At 50.9% G+C, this 21,283-nt stretch carries 14 protein-coding genes; 6 read left to right on the forward strand and 8 right to left on the reverse strand.

Going from position 1 to position 21,283, the window contains the following annotated elements; all coding sequences use genetic code 11:
- The first annotated feature begins 71 nt into the window (after positions 1-71).
- The 5 genes from ACFOLF_RS07215 (at position 72) to ACFOLF_RS07235 (ending at position 5,025) form a co-directional block, all read left to right on the forward strand.
- Positions 72-782, forward strand: coding sequence for a FadR/GntR family transcriptional regulator (locus ACFOLF_RS07215; protein ID WP_210037771.1), 711 nt, complete (start codon positions 72-74; stop codon positions 780-782).
- A 323-nt stretch (positions 783-1,105) separates the two neighbouring features.
- Positions 1,106-1,771 carry a helix-turn-helix transcriptional regulator gene (locus ACFOLF_RS07220; protein ID WP_210037772.1) on the forward strand — a complete coding sequence of 222 codons (666 nt, stop codon included), beginning with the start codon at positions 1,106-1,108 and terminating at the stop codon, positions 1,769-1,771.
- Positions 1,764-2,897 carry an alanine racemase gene (locus tag ACFOLF_RS07225; protein WP_379114052.1) on the forward strand — a complete coding sequence of 378 codons (1,134 nt, stop codon included), beginning with the start codon at positions 1,764-1,766 and terminating at the stop codon, positions 2,895-2,897. The genes ACFOLF_RS07220 and ACFOLF_RS07225 overlap by 8 nt, the downstream gene beginning before the upstream one ends.
- A gap of 32 nt (positions 2,898-2,929) precedes the next feature.
- On the forward strand, positions 2,930-4,540 hold the full coding sequence (locus ACFOLF_RS07230; RefSeq protein WP_210037773.1) for an N-acyl-D-amino-acid deacylase family protein: 1,611 nt from the start codon (positions 2,930-2,932) through the stop codon (positions 4,538-4,540).
- 20 nt (positions 4,541-4,560) lie between these two features.
- Positions 4,561-5,025, forward strand: a complete 465-nt coding sequence (locus ACFOLF_RS07235; protein ID WP_210037774.1) for a RidA family protein — start codon at positions 4,561-4,563, stop codon at positions 5,023-5,025.
- 144 nt (positions 5,026-5,169) lie between these two features.
- On the opposite strand, the gene ACFOLF_RS07240 is transcribed toward ACFOLF_RS07235, so the two are convergent.
- The 4 genes from ACFOLF_RS07240 to ACFOLF_RS07255 all read right to left on the reverse strand — a co-directional run bounded on the left by ACFOLF_RS07240 (position 5,170) and on the right by ACFOLF_RS07255 (position 9,502).
- The gene (locus ACFOLF_RS07240) at positions 5,170-6,057 is read right to left on the reverse strand and encodes a carbohydrate ABC transporter permease (RefSeq protein ID WP_210037775.1); all 888 of its coding nucleotides are present in this window, start codon (positions 6,055-6,057) and stop codon (positions 5,170-5,172) included.
- Positions 6,058-6,066: 9 nt separating this feature from the next.
- Entirely contained in the window at positions 6,067-6,900 is an 834-nt protein-coding gene (locus ACFOLF_RS07245; RefSeq protein ID WP_210037776.1) for a carbohydrate ABC transporter permease, read from the reverse strand.
- 143 nt (positions 6,901-7,043) lie between these two features.
- Positions 7,044-8,387, reverse strand: coding sequence for an ABC transporter substrate-binding protein (locus ACFOLF_RS07250; protein ID WP_210037777.1), 1,344 nt, complete (start codon positions 8,385-8,387; stop codon positions 7,044-7,046).
- Positions 8,388-8,644: 257 nt separating this feature from the next.
- Entirely contained in the window at positions 8,645-9,502 is an 858-nt protein-coding gene (locus tag ACFOLF_RS07255; protein WP_210037778.1) for a helix-turn-helix domain-containing protein, read from the reverse strand.
- Positions 9,503-10,153: 651 nt separating this feature from the next.
- Between ACFOLF_RS07255 and ACFOLF_RS07260 the strand changes: the two genes are divergently transcribed.
- Positions 10,154-11,290, forward strand: coding sequence for an ATP-binding protein (locus ACFOLF_RS07260; protein ID WP_379114049.1), 1,137 nt, complete (start codon positions 10,154-10,156; stop codon positions 11,288-11,290).
- Between the two features lie 37 nt (positions 11,291-11,327).
- Here ACFOLF_RS07260 and ACFOLF_RS07265 read toward each other — a convergent pair whose 3' ends face one another.
- From ACFOLF_RS07265 to ACFOLF_RS07280, 4 genes are all read right to left on the reverse strand, one after another.
- Positions 11,328-12,794: an RICIN domain-containing protein gene (locus ACFOLF_RS07265; protein ID WP_210037780.1), complete on the reverse strand. Its 1,467-nt coding sequence runs from the start codon at positions 12,792-12,794 to the stop codon at positions 11,328-11,330.
- A 113-nt stretch (positions 12,795-12,907) separates the two neighbouring features.
- A complete protein-coding gene (locus tag ACFOLF_RS07270) occupies positions 12,908-13,900 on the reverse strand; it encodes a peptidyl-prolyl cis-trans isomerase (RefSeq protein ID WP_210037781.1) in 993 nt (330 codons plus the stop codon).
- A gap of 64 nt (positions 13,901-13,964) precedes the next feature.
- Positions 13,965-16,874 (reverse strand): golvesin C-terminal-like domain-containing protein, encoded by a 2,910-nt coding sequence (locus tag ACFOLF_RS07275; protein WP_210037782.1) that lies wholly within the window; start codon positions 16,872-16,874, stop codon positions 13,965-13,967.
- A gap of 34 nt (positions 16,875-16,908) precedes the next feature.
- Positions 16,909-20,814 carry an S-layer homology domain-containing protein gene (locus ACFOLF_RS07280; RefSeq protein WP_210037783.1) on the reverse strand — a complete coding sequence of 1,302 codons (3,906 nt, stop codon included), beginning with the start codon at positions 20,812-20,814 and terminating at the stop codon, positions 16,909-16,911.
- Positions 20,815-21,283: the final 469 nt, after the last annotated feature.

Raw genomic sequence — 21,283 nt, forward strand, 5'->3', positions numbered from 1 at the left:
AATTCTGTATAGTAGGCTCCATAACCCTATCCCTGAACATTTCCACCAGCAGGTCTATCGGAGGCTACCGTATGTTTGAAGTGAATCCCGTCAAAAAAGTGACCGTAACCGAGCAAATTATGGAGCAAATAGCAGGGCTTATCACCACCGGACAGCTTCGTCCCGGCGAGCAGCTGCCCAACGAAAGAGATCTGGCCGAGAAGTTCAAGGTGACGCGGGGCCGCGTGCGCGAGGCTCTTCGGGCATTGTCTCTGGTCGGCCTGATCACCATCAAAGCGGGCGAAGGCAGCTTCGTTAACGAGCAAATGGTACCCCTGCCCGCGGAAACGATTATCTGGCTGTTCCATAGCGAAATTCATAATCTGGATGAGGTATACGCCGCCAGGCAGCTCATAGAATCAGAGGTCTACCTGGCTGCAGCCGTGCTTGCCAAGGAAGAGGATTACGCCTACCTGCAGGGCCTCCTCACGACTCTCTCCAAATCCATTAAAAAAGCCGATCCCGCCGTTTTTCTGGACGGGCTGGATACCTTTGATCTCTATATGGGAGATATATGCGGCAACCGCATCTATGCCAAGCTGATGCAGACGATCGTCCATCTCCGCCGGGAGACCAGCCTGCGGCTGCTGCGGGTTCCCGGCGCGATCGAGAACAGCGTGGAGATGCGCTCGGCTCTCTTGAAGTCCTGCCAATCCAAGGATATGGCGCTCGTGAAGGAATCGGTCGAGGCGTTCTTCCTGAACTCCCGGCGTTTCTATGACAATATTATCGCGAAGTCATAGTCTTGTGTCTCGTTACGAAGAAATGGCTGTCGCCGTCCTTTTGGCGGCGCAGTTCGTTTCTTCCCTCAAACCTCATAGACATTTATAGGCGTGAAAACTTATAAAACTTATACATGCTATAAGGTCATCAAAAGGCAAGAGAAGGCATCATGGGTGCCTGTGCTCTTGCCTTTTCATTTGCTCCGCCCGGTCCTTCGTGAAGTATGGCGACTATCAGAAACAAACTTTTTGTTATTCAAACTAAATTTATGTTTGAATTCATTTTGGTTTGTGTTACTATTTTCGAAAGAAGGATATTTTACAGGAGGAGACCGTGATGAACGATGGAGTCTATCCACGAGGACTTTGAATTTTACAGCGATATGATCAAGGGTATTGCCGCTCAATTCGGGGATCAATGCGAGGTTGTGCTGCATGATTTGACCGGCGATTACGAAAGCACGATCGTGGCCATTGAGAACGGCCATATCACCGGAAGAAAAATCGGCGATCCCGGTACGAATCTGGGACTGGAGATTTTGCGGGGCAGTCAGGTCAACGGCAACCGGTTCAATTACATGACGCAAACCAAGGATGGGCGCATCCTCCGCTCCACTTCCATCTACAAGAAGAACCGCGAGGGCAAAATCATTGCCGCCATCTGCATCAACTATGATGTCACGGATCTGATGCTCGCCAAAAGAACGCTTGATTCATTAACGACCGGCGGACAGCAAATCGATGTGAAGGAATCGTTCGTCAGCAATGTGAGCGACCTTCTGGACGCGCTGCTTCAGGAGGCGCAGGAGCAGGTTGGCAGGCCGGTGGCTGCCATGACCAAGGAAGACAAGATGAGGATGATTCAGCTATTGGACCAGAAAGGCGCTTTTCTGGTCAAGAAAAGCGGCGAGAAAATATGCGGCTATCTGAACATTTCCAAATATACGCTGTACAGCTATCTGGAAGAAAGCAAATCCCAAGCGGAAGGAAAGGGGGAGCAGCATGAGTGAGTCAGCGGATAAGTCCATGTCGCCAATTCAGCCGCAGACGCCTTGCATCGTTATTGAACAAGCCGTTATGGAGCGCAATATTCAGGCTATGGCTGAAGCTGCCCGCAGTCACGGGGTTCAGCTTCGGCCACACGCCAAAACCCATAAGCTGCCCGAAGTCGCTCACCGGCAGCTGCAGGCCGGAGCTGTCGGCATAACAGTGGCAAAGGTGTCAGAGGCCGAGATCATGGCACAAAACGGGATCACGAATATTTTCATTGCCTATCCGCTCGTAACGCCGGATAAAATCGGGCGCGCCATCCAGCTGAGCCGGCAGATCACGCTGATCGCAGCCGTGGACAGCCTGGAGGGCGCCAAGCGGATGAACGAAGCTGCCGGCCTCAGCGGGCATCCGCTGCAGGTAAGACTGGAAATCGACACCGGTCTGCGGCGGACCGGCGTGCTGTACGACCAGGCGCCGGAGCTGGCAGCCCGTATTCATGAGCTGGAGCATCTGCGGTTGACGGGAATTTACACCTTTCGCGGAGCGATTCACAAGCAGAAGCCGACACTTGATCTGCAGGCTGCAGGCGAGGAAGAAGGCCGCATGATGGCTGATTTGGCCGGGCGGCTGCGCGCAAGCGGCATCCCTATCCTCGATGTGAGCGTAGGCTCGACGCCGACAGGCAGGTACGCCGCAGCTGTAAAGGGCGTTACCGAAATCCGGCCGGGTACCTATGTGTACCAGGACCGGATGCAGGCGCGCCTTGGCGTATGCAGCCTTGAGGATTGTGCCGGCAGCGTCTGGGTGACGGTCGTCAGCAGGCCGTCGGCTGATCTGGCCGTCGTTGACGGCGGCAGCAAAACATTTGCCACCGATGTGCAGCCCGGCGTCGAGCCGCTTATGCTCCAGGGCTTCGGCCATGTCGAAGGCCTGGATGATGCCGTGCTCGAGCGCCTGTCCGAGGAGCATGGCATGCTGCGCCTGGGACCGGATGCGCAGAAGGCGAATCCTCAGATCGGCAGCCGGCTGAGGATTATCCCGAACCATATTTGCAGCACCGTTAATCTGCATAATAAAGTGTTCTTCAAAAACGGTCCGGAATTCGAGGAAATGGCCGTGCTCGGGCGCGGAATGCTGGAATAGCGTCAGATCCGCAAAATAAGGAGGCTTAAAGGATGCTTGATCTCATTTTGAAAAATGGCCGCATTGTAGATGGCACAGGCAATCCATGGTATATGGGCGATGTGGGAATCAAGGATGGCTTGATTGCCGCCATCGGAAAGCTTGACCAGGAAGCGCACAGGATGATCGATGTTCACCGGCAGGTGATCTCACCGGGCTTTATCGACGGACACTGCCATTCCGATCTGATGATACTGGATCACCCGCTCAGCGAGATCAAAATCCGCCAGGGGGTCACGACAGAGGTGGTCGGCAACTGCGGGCTCGCCCCTGCCCCGCTGTTCAGACCGAATGCCGAGCTGCTGCAAAGCTACGTTCAACCTGTGCTGGGCTCAACCTCATGGGAGTGGCCGTGGGAAACCGTGGCTCAGTATATGGATACGCTCGCCCATTCCTCCCCTTCCGAGAATCTGGCAACATATGTGGCGCATGGGGCGCTGCGCATTGCCGTGATGGGCTTCGCCAAACGCGATGCAACGGCGCAGGAGCTGCAGCTTATGAAGAAGCTGCTGGAAGAAGGGCTTCAGGCAGGAGCGATCGGCTTCTCCATCGGACTGCTCTATGCTCCCGGCAGCTACACATCCAAGGAAGAAATAGCCGAATTATGCTCCGTTCTGCCCAAGTACAACGGTCTTTTCTCGACCCATATCCGCGGCGAAGGCAACAATCTGATTCCTTCCGTCAAGGAGGTCATCTGGATCGCTGAGAAAACAGGCGTTTCCCTGCATATCAGCCATTTGAAGGCGGCGGGCAAACGCAATTGGGGCAAGGTCATGGAAGCCATGGAGCTGATCGAGCAGGCCCGTGCCCGCGGCCTTGACGTCACCTGTGATGTTTATCCTTACAGCGCCGGCTCCACGTCACTCACGACCGTGCTTCCGCCCTGGTCGCTAGAGGGCGGTATAGCAAGCGCTCTTGAGGTTTGCCGGGACCCGGGATTGCGCAAACGGATCCGGGAAGAGTTGGGAAGCGAACAGGAGGATTGGGATAACCTCGTCTGCTCCACCGGTTGGCAGAGCATCTACCTCTCGGCCGTACATACCGACAAGAACCGGGAGCTTGAAGGCAAGCATATCGAAGAGATAAGCGAAATGAGGGGCCAGCATCCGGTGGACTGCATGCTGGATCTGCTGCTTGAAGAAGAAGGACGGATATCGATCGTCTATTTCCATATGGCGGACGATGATGTCAAGCAGGTTATCGGGTATGAGCGGTCGCTGATCGCCTCGGACAGCCTGACCTGTGAAACCGGCAAGCCTCACCCGCGGCTCTACGGGACATTTCCGCGGGTGTTCGCGAAATATGTGCGCGAAGAGCGGGTTCTGACACTGGAGCAGGCAGTACGCAAGCTCACGTCTTTCCCTGTCCAGCGCTTCAAGCTGGGCAAACGGGGATTGATCGTACCCGGATACGCGGCCGATCTGGCCGTGTTCGATCCGGAGACGATTCAGGATCATGCCACCTTTGAGAATCCCAGGCAGTACCCTGGCGGCATAAACCAGGTTATCGTGAACGGCAAACCGACATTTGACCGTGAGCAGCATACGCATGCCAGAGAAGGCCAATTCATCCGGGCACAGCACAGCTGCAATCATTCCCATTAAAATTACGGAGGTATGTTAAAATGGCAAAAATCGAACAGCGTCTGCTTGAGCTTGGCATCGTGCTCCCCCCTTCGCCGGAACCGCGGTTCACTTATATTCCCTGCAATCAGACGGCGAATCTGATTTATTTGTCCGGCCAGGACTGCCGGATCAACGGCGAGCTGATGTACGAGGGCAAGCTGGGGACGGATCTGACCATTGAACAGGGCCAGGAAGCCGCCCGCCAGACCATCATCAACTGTCTGGCTGTCATGAAAGGCTATCTGGGCGACCTGGACCGCGTCGTCAAAATCGTCAAGATGCTGGCTTTTGTCAACAGCGCACCCGGCTTCGCGGATCAGCCCTATGTCATTAACGGCGCATCCAATCTGCTGGTTGATGTATTCGGCGAGAGCGGCAAGCATGCAAGATCCGCTATCGGCACAAGCGACCTGCCTTTCCATACGCCTGTCGAAATCGAGATTATTGCGGAAGTACGGGATTAATAAATCCCGCATGAAGCAGCGGCTAACGCCGTCCTTTCATGAACAACGTACAGAATACATTTTTTATACAGGAAGAACCGGCGGCCGCCGGCCTTTTAAACGATAAGGTTGAGAAAAGCCTGCTCGCGCGAGCAGGCTTTTTCTTTATTCGGAGTGACCATATTTCTTGTTCAGCTTGAACAGCAGCAGTATGATAGCCATTGCAATGACCAGCAGAATCCAGGCCATCGCCGATGCATACCCCATCTTGAAGTACTGGAACGCCGCACGGTACAGGTTGAGCGAATAGAACAGCGTCGCATTATCCGGACCGCCTGCCGTCATAATCAAGGGCTCCGCGAACCATTGAAAGACGTGGATGACGGACATGACAACATTGAACAGGATGACCGGCGAGAGGATCGGCAGCGTAATGGACATCGTCCGTCTGAAGAAGCCGGCTCCGTCAATCGAGGCGGATTCGTACAAGGAATCCGGAATTTCCTGCAGCCCCGCCAGATAAATGATGATGGAGGTGCCAGAGCCCCATATCATCATCAGAATGAAAGACGGCTTGGCCCATACCGGACTGGCAAGCCAGCCGGGACCGGTGATCCCGAATTGAGCCAATATGACATTGATAATCCCGTTATCAGGCTGCAGAATCCAGATCCACAGAATGCTCACGATTACCACGGGCACCAAGGTAGGTATGAAGAAAATGACCCTTAAAAAGGATAATCCCTTGATCCTTCGGTTGTTCAGCATAATAGCCAAAGCGATCGCGATGATGGTCGTGAAGAACGTGCCGATGACCACCATATACAGTGTATTGGTCAATGACTTGTAGAACAATGCGTCATTGAAAAGAGCGGTATAGTTATCCAGTCCGATAAACTCCGGCGGATTCACAACGGAATAATCGGTCAGTGAATAGTAGAACGAAATGAGAATCGGATAGAGTTTAAATACCTCCGTGCCGATAATCCACAGAGAAATGAACAGCATGGCATTGCGGAAATCTCTTTTTCGGATATTCAGGCCTTTGTTCATGGTCTCCCCCTAACCCTTGATTCCGGACATGGCCACACCCTGTATGAAATATTTCTGCAGCAGGAAGAACAAGATCAATACAGGCAGGGTCATCGTCACGCCAAGAGCCATCAATATATTCCATTTGGGATCGTAAGTTCCCATGATCTGCTGCGCGCCCAGCGATAAGGTGTATAATTTATTGTCGCTCAAGAAAATCAAGGGGCCGATAAAGTCATTCCATGTCCCGAGGAAAGCAAAGATGACCACAGTGGAGATAACCGGCTTTGCGAGCGGCATAATAATTTTCCAATAAATTTGAAACTCGTTCGCGCCGTCTATCTTGGCCGAGTACGATAATTCCTTCGGAATCCCGAGCAGAAACTGACGCAGCAGGAAGATGAAGAAGGCATTGCCAAAAAAGCTGGGAACGATCAAAGGCAGAAACGTACCGATCCAGTTGAACTGCTGAAACAGCAGAAAGAGCGGAATCATGGTGACCTGAAACGGCAGAATCATCGTGATCAGCACCAATACGAATACACGGTCTCTGTACTTCCAGTCCAATCTGGCAAACCCGTATGCGATCAAGGAGTTGGATATGACGGAACCGATAATATTCGGAATCAGAATGATGATCGTATTTTTCAGGTAAAGCATGAAGGGAAATGACGTAAAAACCAGGGAAAAATTAACCCATTGCGGCGTTTCCGGCCACCATTTGGTCGGCACCTCGAACAATTCGGAGGGAGCTTTGAGGGATTCCGCTATCAGCCAGAAGAAAGGAATAATGAAGCATAGCGCAAAAAGAATCAGACATACATAAACAACAAATAACTCCGCTTTTCTCCCGATATTCCCCAATTGAAGTCATGCCTCCAATCCAATTTCATCCTGGATTTGCCGGATTCATCACAGGCAGTCACGCCCGAAATGAACCCGGCAGGTCTCATTGATGCTGCTTCCCTTCAGGCCGGAAGGCCGCCTGGAGGTTTCCATGCGGTGTATTATTGCTTGTCAATTTCCTTTTGCAGCTTATCCTGCAAAGCTTCGAGCAAGGGCTTCGGATCTTTATTGTTATAGATCACATTGTCTCTGAGCTGGACAATTTCATCCGCGAGCTGCGAGGATACCGGCGTAAGTCCGGGATGGCCGGAATTCGGCGAATTCGCAAGTTCGCGCTCAACCTTGTAGATCTCATCGTTGTTTTTGGTCCAGCTGACTTCATCAAACTTCGCGTCCGTAACCGGTATGGATCTCCAGATATCGAAATTGTTGCCGTTGATTTCCGGCTTCAGCGCAAACTTGACGAACTCCGCGGCAAGATCCACATTCTTGGAGCCCTTCGGTATCATGAATACATTGGAATTCAGAGGCGATCCGCCTTCTCTGCCGCCCGGCGGCGTCGGGATCTTCGCCACTTTGTACTGGACGTCGGGGGCATAGATCTTGAGCGCGTTGGTGAACCAGTTGCCGGTCAGGGTCATGGCGATCTTGCCTGTCATGAAAGGATGGTCAGGCGAGAACATGCCTCCGAACCCGGATGTGAAAGATTTCAATTTGGCAGGATCGTATTTTTGGGCGTAGCTGTTCATCCATTTGAAGGTTTCCACACTTTTGTCATCCGACAACACCAGTTTTTTGGCGACCGGATCATAGATCGGGGAACCGAACATCCATAACCAGGTAAACGCATCTCCGCCGTTGTCCACCCAGGGAATAAATCCAAGCTGTTCAATTTTCCCGTCGCTCACCTTCGTCAGCTTCGCGGCATATTCGTCAAGTTCCGCTAAAGTCGCGGGCGGTTTGTTCGGATCCAGCCCCGCTTCCTCAAACATCTTCGTATTATAGTAGAGAAGCAGAACATTGGAATCCTGGGGCACCAGATAAGTCTTGCCGTCGTATTTCATCAGGTCCTTGAACCCAGGCATAACCGAACCGTCCTCAAATCCGATTGCCGGGAGATAGTCATCCCAGGGCATCAAAGAATCCTGCGCCGCAAAATTGTAGCCTCTGGCCGGCGCGCTCGTTTCCACCAGATCGGGAGCGGTGCCTCCGGATATGGCTGTCAGCAGCTTCCCGTTCGACAGCCCGCCATCCGGTTCAATAAACTGAACGTCCACCTTGATTCCCGTTTCTTTCGTGAAAGCAGCGATTCTTTCCTTATCCCAAAGCTGGGAATCGCCGCTGAACGGGCTCCAGTAGCTTAATGTCCGCCCTGCAAAAGGCTGATCCGCTGTGGCTCCCTCACCGGAAGAACTTCCTCCGTCATTCCCTCCGCTGCCTGCACAGCCAGCAACCAGAGCCAGGATCAGTATGAAAGCGAGCGTCAAAAGCCAATTTCTCTTCATAAACAGGTTCCTCCTCTTTTAACCTTTTTCCCTGAAGCCTGGAATCGGGCTGTCTCCCCTTGATCCGTCAAATTTTGTAAGCGGATACACTACCACCTGCCTTTATTTGTCTGCACGTCTTATTTTAGGGGAGATCGATTATGAATGCTCGCCACACATTGTCTGATTTATAGCCATTTTTTGCTCATTATTTGTGCATGGACAGTAATAAAGGGGCTGGCTACCCCTGGCGTAAGTCCGTCATTTCCCCGCTCCCCTCAGGGGGAAGCTCTAACCGATGTTTTGCGAAGATCCGTCGGCGTATATCCTTTTACCAGTCTGAAGCATCTGTTAAAGGTCCGGATACTGTTAAAGCCGCACTCGTAGGCAATGTCCGTTATTGCCGCATTTTCCGTGAGGATCATGCTCTCCGCTTTGTTCAGCCTGAGCTGGTTTTGATAGGTTTTGAGATTCATGCCGATCGTTTTATTGAAGATTCTCGAGAAATAATGGGGGCTGACGTTCAATGTCTTCGAGATATCGTCAAGGGATATGCTGTGCATATAGTTTTGTTCCATATATTCAACAGCCGCTTGCACAAGCCTGATGCCTGAGGAGCTTCGGGCCAGCGCGGATTCGCTTTCTTCCTTGGGCAAATGCCGCAGAAACATGCCGCAAAGCTCAAGCAGCTTTCCTTTCATGACGATCGTAAAATAATCGTTTTGCCGCTGCCTTTCATGGACCAATGCCCGGAACAGCTCCAGTATATCCTCATAGACGCGGCTTTTCAGACCGTTTTTCTTGTCTACGAACTTCTTTTGGATAAAGGGAGGCACAAAATGATGCTTCTGCCATGACCCGCTGCCGTCGATCAGCTCCGGAAGGAATTTGATCACCAATGTCGAGCTGGATTTCTTCGTCACAAAATAATGAATGTCATTGCTGATGCATATCGCCATATCCCCTGCTTCAAGCAGTCGGCTTTCGGTATTGATGCCCATCTGGATGGGACCTTCAAAGACGAGGATAAACTCCACATCCGCATGCCAATGAGCCAAATTATTCAAATTTGGCTGTGTCGTCACAACAATCGGAATGTCATTATAATTGTTCTTGTTTTCGAAAATAGGTTTCATAGAAGGACCTCTTTCGACTAGACAGTGAATCTTTTTCATATGGATATGCAGGCCTGTCCGGCAATTATTCCATTATTCTTTAAAACATCTCGATTTCGACATTTATTTTATTTGGGATCGGATATAATGGGCTTTGGATTGGTCGAACTCGAATCGAATTCTTTCTTTTGGGAGTGTCCTATGTTCAGTAGAAAAGCCAGATATGTATTGATAACTGCTTTAACTGCTTTACTCACGTTATCCTCCTATATTTTGGGAAAAGCAACCAGCCCTGCCTTGTTGCTTCTTTCTGCTGTACTTTTTTTATCTTTGATGATCATTGATCATCAATCCAAAACAGTTCTGTATTCACAAGTGACAGCGCTCGCATTCTTTCATTGGTGCAGCCACCTCAATTGGTGCCAGCTGCTGTACTTTATTTTGATTGTTCTGGAAATCAGAAGCCGGCGGGATATTAAATATACCTTATCCATCACCGTAGGGTATTCACTTCTTTATACCTCCATAAGACTGACTTACCTTCCGTGGACAGAATATAATCTCCTGGTTTCCATCTATGATTTAATTGGTTTCATATTGGTCGTCTTCGTGATCCAGTATCTTCTTGCATCTGAAACAGAGAAAAAGCGTCTTCAAAAATGGAATAACTTTTTGACGAATCATGACCCCCTGACCGGGCTGCTCAATTATGACGGTTATATCAACGCGGTGAACGATTTGGTTGAAAACAAGAAAGCAAGCTTTGTCCTGCTGTTATTGGACTTTCAGGATTTCAAGAGCATCAACAAAGAAAGTATAAGCAGCGGCAATGAGATATTGACGAAGATATCCATTATCCTGCGAACCTACTTTTCAAATGCGGCGGCTATCTCGCGTTATGCCGGAGACCGTTTCGCCCTGGCGATTCCGGTAACAGGAGATGCCTTAAGAGAGGTACGAGAGATATTGGAATCGCGGAGCCTTGGCTACGAGATCACCTACAGCATGGCTATGTTCCCCGAGGAGAGCTCGTCCTCCCAGCAAATTATCTCATTAGCGGAGGATCGTCTTTTTCAGAACAAGAGAGTGCTGTGGCTGAAACGCGAAGAGGAATTATTCAGAAACGAGAAATTGAAAATGGTGGGTGAGCTTGCTGCCGGGATGGCTCATGAAATCAGGAACCCGCTGACAACACTTAAAGGCTTCATTGATTTATCGAAATCCCAGTCATATAACATTAAACCATGGGTGGATATCATCTCTAATGAAATAACCAGAATGAATGAATTAACGGCTGAATTTTTGCAATTCTCGCGGCCCCATATGAGCAATATGAAACCGGAGACCATCTCCGGCTGCCTGGACAGAGTCAAATACTTAACCGAATCGCAGACTCTCTCGAAAGGACACAGCATCCGTATTCACAGCCTGGATGACACCATCCTGGTCATGATGGATCGGGACAAGATCGTGCAGGTCCTGATCAATCTTGTTCGAAACGCTCTGGAAGCCATGGACGAACCGGGTCATATTTATATCCAGGTGAAAAGAACGGACACGATATTTACGGTTATCGAACTCCAGGATACCGGTAGAGGCATACCTGAAGACGAGCTTCCCAAAATATTTGATCCCTTCTACACGACGAAAGAAGAGGGAACCGGACTTGGCCTGTCCATCTGCTACAAGATCATTCAGGACCACGGAGGCATGCTGTCCGTGAAAAGCATCGTAAATGAAGGCACGTTATTTACCATTACACTGCCTGTCCTGGCCCAGCCGCTAGAAAAAAAACCTTCCCCTGTATGAAGGGAAGGTTGGTGAGGTCTCGTTCTCGCTGCCGGTTTTATCTTAAATAAACACGGCTGTAATCAAACTCGTAGTATTTGCCGAGAAGCTCGGAGGCGGGCATGGAATGATTCACGCTCGCTACTCCCGTATGCCCCCAGCCCGCATCAACCAAAAAATGGAAATCAATCGGCGTTCCGTTCGAAGTGGCCCCGAGCGTCCAATTGATCGTGCCGGACTGGATCTCGATACCATCCATATAGTGGCTGTAGGTGTTATTCGCCCGATAGACCAATGTATAGGTGTGATACTGGGTGGCATCAAAGGATGTAATGCCGTGAGAAGCCATTCCCGTTCCCCAATTCGAATAATTTGTCGTGGCTGTCCCGCCTACAGGATCTGAATGCCAATACCGTCCGTCGAAGTTCGTGTTGCCGCCGCCGTTATCGTAGCCGAAGCTTTCCTGCAGATCCAGCTCTGCGCCGCCATCCCATTGGTTTCCTGAGTTCCAGAGCGCAAACCAGAAATATTTAGGCGTAACGTACTTGACCCGGGTCTCCCAAAGAATATCACGGCCGAGCAGCGAACCGCCGCCGGGCAAAGTGAATTTCGGCTGGAACGATCCGTTGCCCACATTATGCTGGGTCGGGGAAACCGTCGTGGCGCCGTTTAACGGAACAAGGGTCGTTTTCAAGGAATCCGTCGTAAACTGACGGACCTTGTTGTTCGGATCTTCGATCGGCTGACCCGAAATCGCGTTCGCCGCGTCCGGGGCCAGCGTTATGGCCCCGTAATTCGTGCCGTTGCCGATCGTATTGAATTGATCGTGATAATAAAACTCGCTGTTCATATCCGAAATGTTTTTAATTGTGCCATTGCTGCCGAAATTCCAGTTCTTAACCAGAACAAAACCGCTTCCGCCCACGCTGAACGAAGGTGCGGGGCCTACCGCAGGCGCCGACAAACTGCCTGTTCCTATCGTTTCCGCCGCACCTGTCACATTGATCAGCTGCCACTTTTGCGCTGCCGAGGTGTTTGAGGTCCAGATTTGAACATTGGTTCCATTGGCCGTTCCCCCGCCGTTTACATCGAGTGCTTTGCCGCTGTTCGGATTGATCAGCTTCACAGAGCCGTCGGCATTGTTAGTGATTTGCCACTTCTGGGCCACGCTCGTGCTCGAGGTCCAAATTTGAACGTTGGTTCCATCGGCCGTCAATTCGCCGTTAACGTCGAGCGCTTTGCCGCTGTTCGGATTGACAAGCTTGCAGGTCCCGTCCCCATTGCTGGTGATTTGCCACTTTTGCGACACGGAACCGTTGTCGGTGTAGATTTGAACATTGGTTCCATTGGCCGTCCCGGCCCCGTTTACGTCCAGGGCTTTGCCGCTGGCCGGATTGATGAGTTTATAGACATTTCCGGAAACGATGGGATCTGATGCGCTTACCGTTGTCAAATTGGATGTGAAAAGAATAGAGCATATGACAGCCAAAGATAAGAAAAAGGATAGAAACCGTTTCTTCATCATAACGCCTCCTTTAAATGGGTATTCGTATGAATCTTGGGCCAATTTGACATCATTCGACTAACCGGAGCTGTACAAATCAATCATGTGCGGTCACCTCCCTCCATCATGCACGATTAGCCCTGAACCGTTTGATCACGAATGCGGTCATAAACGTCCTCGTTGATTGAAACCTTGGCATCCTGCAGCAGCCGCTCTATTTCCCGGTCATACGCCTGGCCTGCCAAATGACTCCGAATCGCTTCCTTGACCTCCTTGAATGCCAGGTAGCCAGGGGTCGTCCGCTCTATACATTGGGCAAACAGATACTTGCCGTTTTCCTGAAATACACCCGTTAGCTGTCCCTGCAGCAGCGGCTGCACCTTTGAAAGCAAGATTGGATAGCCCAAGGTGTCGCTATGTGCGGATTTGGCATCGAAAATCTGTTCTTCAACATGCGCGGACTGTCCGTAGCCGGAGGAAGCCTCATCTATATTCATTCCGCTGTCGACCCTGGAACGGATGTCCTTCATAATTTTCCCGGCATCGGCATCGACGCCGGATACGGTAACCTTTCTGGTTCTGATCGTGTCCGGCACCTTATATTGTTCCTTATTGGTATCGTAGTATTGCTGCAGCTGTTCATCGGAGAATACCGTCTCCGATTGCAAGATCTTTTTTAATTCCCCGGCTATATTGGATTGGATAAGACGATAGTATTCGGATTCGCCATAGTGCTCGGGTCCAAAGACGGCTTGATTGCTTTTAACCGCAGCCGCCCTTCTTTTATTTTCTTCGGTTAGGCCTTTTAAGAAGGCTTCGTAGGAAATATCCGCAACGACGCCCTTTTCCTTAGCCATCATCTGCATAACCTTCGTGTTAACCGCGTTTGATAATGCTTCTTTTTTTAATTTTTCCAATGGTTCCTCCCCGTCAGAGCTTGTTCCGATCACCCTCGCACGCTGGCTGTCCATTTCCCGCTTCATCTCGCCGTACGTGATCGGCTCGCCGTTAACGACAGCGACGACAGAGTTTCCCGCAAGCTTCGGCTGATGGTTGGTCAATAGAAAAAAAGCCAAGAGGGCGAGTGCGGGGATCAGAAGGAAGTAAAGCCGTGTTCTTCTTAGCATGCTGGTCTCCTCCCCCTTTCCTGGCGGCAGATTGCTTTCTTTCAATCTGCCGCCAGGAATCGATTTAATTGAGAGAATCAGGATAAATGGTTCGCGCCGCAAGAGGATGCATTTCATCTTTGCCATCCCATACGAACACTTTCAAATAGCATCCGGATACATCTTCCGGCATAACCAGAGAGATATTCAGCTCTGTGTTGTCATAGCTCTTGATAACTGCATTTTGCATACTGGTTTTCACCAGACCCTTACGGTTATACACAGCCATAATTAATGTGACATTCTGCTGTATATCGGTAGAATTAACGGCAAAAGTCGAAGCTGTCACCAGTCCGAACGAAGAGAATGAAGCGAGCGGCAAGCCGCTGCTGTCCGTAATGGAAGGTTCCTGGACAGAGAAGCCCGGTCCAACGATAACTTTCACATGATTGCTTGTAAAAGCGACTCCGTTGATCGTAACGCTCGCGCCAATCGTTGCTGTTCCTTGAGATACTCCCGTAATTACGCCGTCTCCGGAAATCGATACGGCTGCATTGTCGCTGGTGAATTGAACGGCCATGCCTTCGGAAATCAAATCCAGCGCTTTGCCCGCCCCATTCATTCCTTTAACCGAGAGCCCCATCGTCTCGCCGATCTTGAGCTGAAGCTTATCGGTTGTCAATGCTACCCTGGTTATGCTGTCCGTGCCAAATTCGTCGTTAAACAGAAACTTCACCGCATCTGCCGCAACTTCTCCATTGGCCTTATCGCTCAGCCTAACATTGCCTGTCGTCCCGGCCTTGAATTTATGGATTCCGAGAAGTACCCAGCTTCCTCCGGGAAGCCGTTCATTCACGGCATACGTTTTGGAGCCTCCATCGAAATTGACCGTAAACGGAGCATTGGATGCTCTGCTTGCCGATCCGTTCGGCAGCTGGTAATAAACCGAGTAGTAGCCATCCTTTGCAAGCTCAGGTGTCCATGCTGCCGTGTTCGAGCCGCTTCCTTTCGCAATCGTTACATAGTCGTTCTGATAGGAGGCATTTGCGGTACCCGGTACCCATGCTCCTGTCAGGCTTGCTTCCGCATTATCAACGATTACTGCGGGAATCGTTGTTTTGACCGTTAGCGGATCGCTGGCAGCCGAAGCATTGCCTAACATATCCTTCGAAACCACATAGAAGGCATAGCTGGTATCGGGGGTAAGCCCCGTCAATTCCGCCGTGTTGCTCATCATGACAGATGCCACCTTCTTACCGGTCGAAGCATCATAGATGTCCCCATCGAGCGGCACATTATTTTCAAGCGAGTCCCATGACAGGGTTATTGCCGTATCCGACTTATCCGCTGCCGCAAGACCCGACGGTTTCGCAGGCGCTGCCGTATCGGAAATCGTACTGTTCGGATCTTCAAAGGCTCCGATGTCCGGAGACCCCGTATAAAGCGGATTGCCCTGGAAGTCCTTGCCGCCATTGCCTTCAATCGCTTTGCCCGCTCCGATGAGCGGCGAATCTGCCCGCAGCTTGTATCCGGCAGCGATTGCCATTCCGTCTCCGCTTTTGCCCGGATCGGCAAACTTCGGATCAACCGTCAGGTTGTTCACGCCCTGGCTTGGCGGCGCCGATCCGTAGAAATCATTATTGTAGAATTTCGGCCCTGCCGGGTATGGAGCATTGCCTTTGGACGTATAGAAAATATTGTTGATAAACGAAGCCTTGGAATTGTCCTTGATTACGATTCCATCTCCATTATCGTTGTACATCACGTTATTGTAGAAAAGAGTAGGATCTGAAATATTCAGCGTGTTCCCCGTAAAACCGTGATGAGCGTCGTTCTGGCTTATATTATAGCGGTATGTCGTCGTCCCGTTCTGCAGCTGCCCCATGTCCATCGTGAAGCCGCCCGCATTGTCGTGGGAATAATTATATTGGAATAAATGATTGCCCTGCGCCTGGATATCCACATCGAAAGCGTTCGAATCCGTGTTCGAGCTGTTCTGATAATGGACACGGGCAACCTCGTTGTATTGGATCGTTGCTCCGATTGTTTTCCAGACCCATACGCCCGCGATCCATTTGCCGTCCACCGAATCGATGGCCACATCGTAAACGGAGTTGTGTTCAATAAGCGGATTATTGGCCACGCCGATGATGATGCCGTCGGATCCTGTTTTGTTAATGGTGTTGCCGCGTATGACGACATTCTTATGGTACGTATCCGGGTCGTTCATGTACCCGTCCATATTGATGCCAATCGTCTTGATATCGTGGATATTGCAATTTTCCACGGTGAAATTTTTGTAATAACCATGCTTGTCGGCCGGGACATTCGCATCCCATTCCCATGCGTTCACCATTATGGCCGCATTGAAATTTTTATTGACCGATTCGCCATCCGTATCCTCAACCCATGACTCGCCTGTCACGGATATTCCCGTAATGTCGTGGATATCAAGGCCTACCAGCCGGATGTTGTTCATAGGACCATTATGATAAGCCTGCACCCAAACGCCCGAACGCCGGTAATAGTCCGTTTTGTAGTCATCATAGTCGTTAGCGTTGAAGTTCGTTATTTCAATATCCTGAACCGTCACATTCTGCTGGTTTTGAATACGTACCGCATAATTTCCGCCACCGCCGTTAATGACCGGTTTGATGTCTCCGCCGTATTTGCCGATCGTAATCCCGTTATCGTCAGAGCCGGAGAAGGTGACGTCGAACGATTCGTTCCAGACGCTGCCGGCTTTCAGCAATATCTGGTCTCCTGGCCGGAATAACGATGCGCTTTCACTTACATGGCTTAACGTTTTCCAAGGTGAATTTTTGTCCGTACCGCTGCTGCTGTTGTTTCCGGCTGCGGAATCCACATAATAAATCATGCCGCTGCCTGCAGCCGCTGCCGGTTTCCCCGCGAATCCGCTTGTGATGGACATGACCGCCAAGATGGCGGCCAAAGCCATAACGAGCATGGGCTTGAGTAATTGGTTAGTCTTCATGTGTAACCCTCCCAAAACGAATCGTACTTCCTTGCTAGCGCTCCATTTGCTTCAAGAAGTTGTAGATGAGCTGCGCCGTATCAGAACGCGCGCTGCCGGCTTTCGGATCGAACTCGTTGCTTCCTCTGCCGTTTATGAGTCCTGCCTGTTTCGCTGCGCTTACTGCATCCTGAGCCCATACGGAAATGCTCGAGCTGTCGGCAAATGATTCGCTGCCGGTATCAAGTGCAGTCCCTGTTTTGAATTCAAAAGCATGAACGATCAGCAAAATCATTTCCTCACGCGTAATGGTCGCAGTCGGATCGAATTGATTATCGCCGCGTCCGCTGATCAGCTTCGCTTCGAACAAAGCCGCAACTGCGCCGGCATAATAGCTGCCCGGATCAACATCCGTGAAGCTTGTTTGCTGCTCTGGTTTGAGTCCCAGGACATTCGCCAGCAGCACAGCAAAATCCGCTCTCGTTATTTGTTGATTCGGCTTGAAGGCGTTTTCAGTCATACCGTTCACAATATGCCTGGCCGACAATACCTTGACAGCGCGGTTTGCCCAATGACCGGAAGGTACGTCCAGGAATAATTTGTCATACTCCACCACCTGATAGACGCCCGGTTTCACAAGATCGAAAGTCAACAGGCCGTTTTCATCGATATGTCCGCCAATATACTCCAGCTGCTTCGTTTGTTCATTGTAGAAATAAACACCGAGAAGCTCCGGATCCGCTTCGCCGCCGGCAGCAGGCATTGCGATGCTTACAGTCTTGCTGAAGCGAGTCAATTCTTTGGACACTCCATCCTTGTTCACCAACGAAACCTGGAGCTTGAATCCGTCGCCGAACAGTTTCACCTTCAGATTGTCCGAGCTCATCTTGTCGGCTGCATCTGTTTGATCGCCGTTTGCGTGCTGATCGACATGAATGGCGATATAAGCACCATTCCCATCGCCAAGCTTCGCAGCATCCGCCAGCACTTCGGCCGGAATCGCAATCTCGGCATTCCCGGCTTTGACGAGGAGCCCGCCGCTGCCCACAATCGAAATCTGGTCAACGGCAATTTGCAACACCGCTGCGTCCTTCGGCAGCTCTACTGTGACCTGGCCATTCTGGTCGGGCTTCTTGTCCTTCAAATCAACAATGACGGTATCCTTATCCGTCTCAGGGGCAGTGGATGCATTCCCGGAGCTTGTTGATGGTGTACTTGGACTCACAGGCGTTCCCTTAACTTCTATGCCTGGCGAAATATTCCCGGTCAAATCCACTGTCTGAATGGCAACGGTATACTCGGTGCCGTTAGCCAGACTGCCTATTTCAATCCGTTGTTCTCCTTTTGTGACGATGACAGGTGCAGCGGATTGACCTTGCACGCGAACCACCGCATGATCGTAATCGGCATCTGCCGGATCTGTCCAGGTAAGGGTCAGCATGCCGCTGCCTGCGCTCACTTCGGTATTCGTTACTTCTGCAGGCGCTGCCGTGTCAGCCGTTGGGGTACTCGGGATGACAGGCGTCCCCTTCGCTTCCATACCTTGCGATATATTGCCCGACAAATCCACGGTCTGAATGGCTGCGGTATATTCAGTGCCATTGGTCAGGCTGCCGATTTCAACCTGCTGCACTCCTTTCCCTACCATAACAGGTGCCGAGGTTTGTCCAAGCACGCGGACAAGGGCATAATCGTAATCCGCATTCGCCGGATCCGACCAGGTAAGGGTCAGCTTGCCATTGCCTGCGCTGACTCCGATATTGGTTACTTCAGCAGGCGCTGCGGTATCCGCAGCAAGAGTAAAGGCGGCTGCATTCGTGCGGACGATTCCCTCCCCGCCGACTGTTGCCGTATAAATTCCGGCGCCAAAAGCATCGGAATTAACCGGAAAAGTAAAGGAGTAATTGCCCTGCGCGTCACTCAGCGTTTGGTCGATGTAGGCGATGTTCTCATTCGCATCCGTTACCAGAATCGTAACGTCCCGCGATTGTACATTGGCTGTCTGACCGGCAACCGTGACCACGTTTGTATTGATTTCAACAGAAGCATTGGCGGAAATTTCAACCTGCGGAGCGTCTGCCGGCTCCAATGCCGCAAGTCCCCACTGGCCTCTGCTCTTCTTGGACGCTTCATCGTTCGTCGTCCATCCCCATTGACCCCGCTTATCATAACCGCCGTCATTCAATACGGGGTTCATAATTACCTTCTTGCTATCCCACGAATTGGCGATTCCGAGTACGCTGAGCGGAATGGCCGCCTCAATCGTATAACCTTTTCCATCTGCATCCTGATGTACGCCCATCGTAATATTCGGGTAGGTAAAGACGCCATTTTGGTATAAATAAAACTGGGGCCCATCGTCGATACCGCCGCTTAACACAATTTGTACGTCGCTTGGAATTGTCGTCTGTTTCTTGTCCGGGTAAAGGGCATAATCCAAATCATCCGTGCCCAGGAAAATTTCCATATTGTCCCCGTTCCAGATATTGCTTCCGGTGTTGGTATTTCTCATTGGTGTCGGATCTTTGATTTTGGCCCCTACATACAAATTGTCATAGTCATATTTCAAATAAACATCCGCACCGTGCTCATCTCCGTTGGCATCGACCAGGCCTGCGATATTCTCGGCAAACGCACCCTGCCAATCTCCTGTCAGGCTTCCATTCTCGCCAGTTTCAACAACACCGTCGATTGCCACGGGAGCTGCCGCAAAGCTGATGACCGTTTCAGCCGGATACTCGCCGACCGGTCCGCTTGGGCCCGCTGGTATAGCCGGATCATTCGGATCGGCTGTCCCCGGATCGGCAGGATCGCCTGGATTCCCGGTTCCCGGATCTGTCGGGCCGGTCGGATCAACCGGATTCCCGGTGTCTGGATCAGTCGGATCGGTCGCATCGCCTGGATCCCCAGAGCCAAGCACGACCCTGGTCATCCTCGGGTACTTCATTCCCCACAGCTCACCGGAAGTATATGCCGGAAGCCTGATCTGAACATACCGGGTTCCTCCGGGCAAATCGCTTATCTTCAGCACGGTCGGGATCCAATCACCGTTATACGGGAAGGGGACCGTTATATAATGACTGCTTGCCGAAGCGTTCGTATAATTTACGCCGTCTTCTGAAATCCAAACCTCGAACAATTTCGAGGGAACAAAATTAAAGTAGCCTTCCACATAAACACTCTGAAATTCTTTCCCTTCCGGAGACGCATAAGTCATGGATGAGTCTGCTTTGGTCGCATCCGCTCTTTCCATAAAATGGTTGGAAGCAAATGTACGGGCATCCAATATTTTATCTGCCGCCGTTAAATCATTGATGCTTAAATTGCTTGTATCCGTTCCGTTCGCAAAATGCGAGAAATCGGCAAGTTTATCGATCGTCAGATCAACCGGCTTCGCTGCCGCCGCACTGTTTTCCAGCGTGATTCCGTCAACCTTATAATCGGCGGCATTCTGCACATCCGCGAAGAAATCCGCTTGCGGCAGCAAGACACGCAAATATTTCGTTCCCGGAGTAATCGGTCCGGAAACATAGGTCGCTTTGTCGGTATCCTTGCCGGTCATGAGATCAGGACTAAGCTCTCTGGCCATCACAACCTGCTTCCCATCGACAAACGTGTCTGTGCCGGCGTCATACGCTGTCTCATATACCGCCAAGTCATGACCGGAATAATTCAGCGCCCACTTATTAAACGTCGTATCGATTGAAATCGAATGAAAATCACTGCTTCCCGCACTGTATATCACTTCTCCGGGACCTGTCATACTGCCGTCCGTTTGCAAAATCCCCGATTGATAAACCATATAATCGGTATTATCCAATGCATCAACGAATTTGCCACTGCTGTCGAATTCAACAGCATCGGCGGCATCCGCATCCGCTGCAGCCGGCTTCATCATGATCGGAAATGTTAGCAATGCCACGATGCAAATCAGTTTGACGAATGTTTTCATGCTTCTCATCCAGCTTTTTCCTCCCGGTATTGAAATGAATTTCTCTTCGTAAAGCTCAAAGAACTGCTGTTTGTAAACCACCCTTTTGGATATCCCGCTTTCCATCCCTCCCACAACCTCTTGTTCAACTCGGAGAAAGCCGCGTATCGCCATGTGTCAATGAAGCCTGACATGTCTGCGCATCCATTCTAAATTGTAAGAGCGCTTACAATTTCACGCTATGCAGTAACATGATTGACATAACGTTTTTGTGACATCTTTCCAATTTCCCTTGTCTGGCTCCCAATAGAACAAGAGGAAACGGCTGTCGCCGTCCTTTGGCTCCCATGACGGTAGCGGTGTTCGGAACGACTTGCTCTGCCTAAGGATAGAGCGTTCCGCGTTCCACTGCACATAACTCACGTTCGTGTGTCCAAATCACTTTTTGACATTTCATTTATTTTTTTTGAAAACTCGCTAAACTCTGGCAGGAACCTGA

The sequence above is a fragment of the Paenibacillus sepulcri genome, from assembly GCF_042647105.1.
Classification (GTDB): Bacteria; Bacillota; Bacilli; order Paenibacillales; family Paenibacillaceae; genus Paenibacillus_Z; species Paenibacillus_Z sepulcri.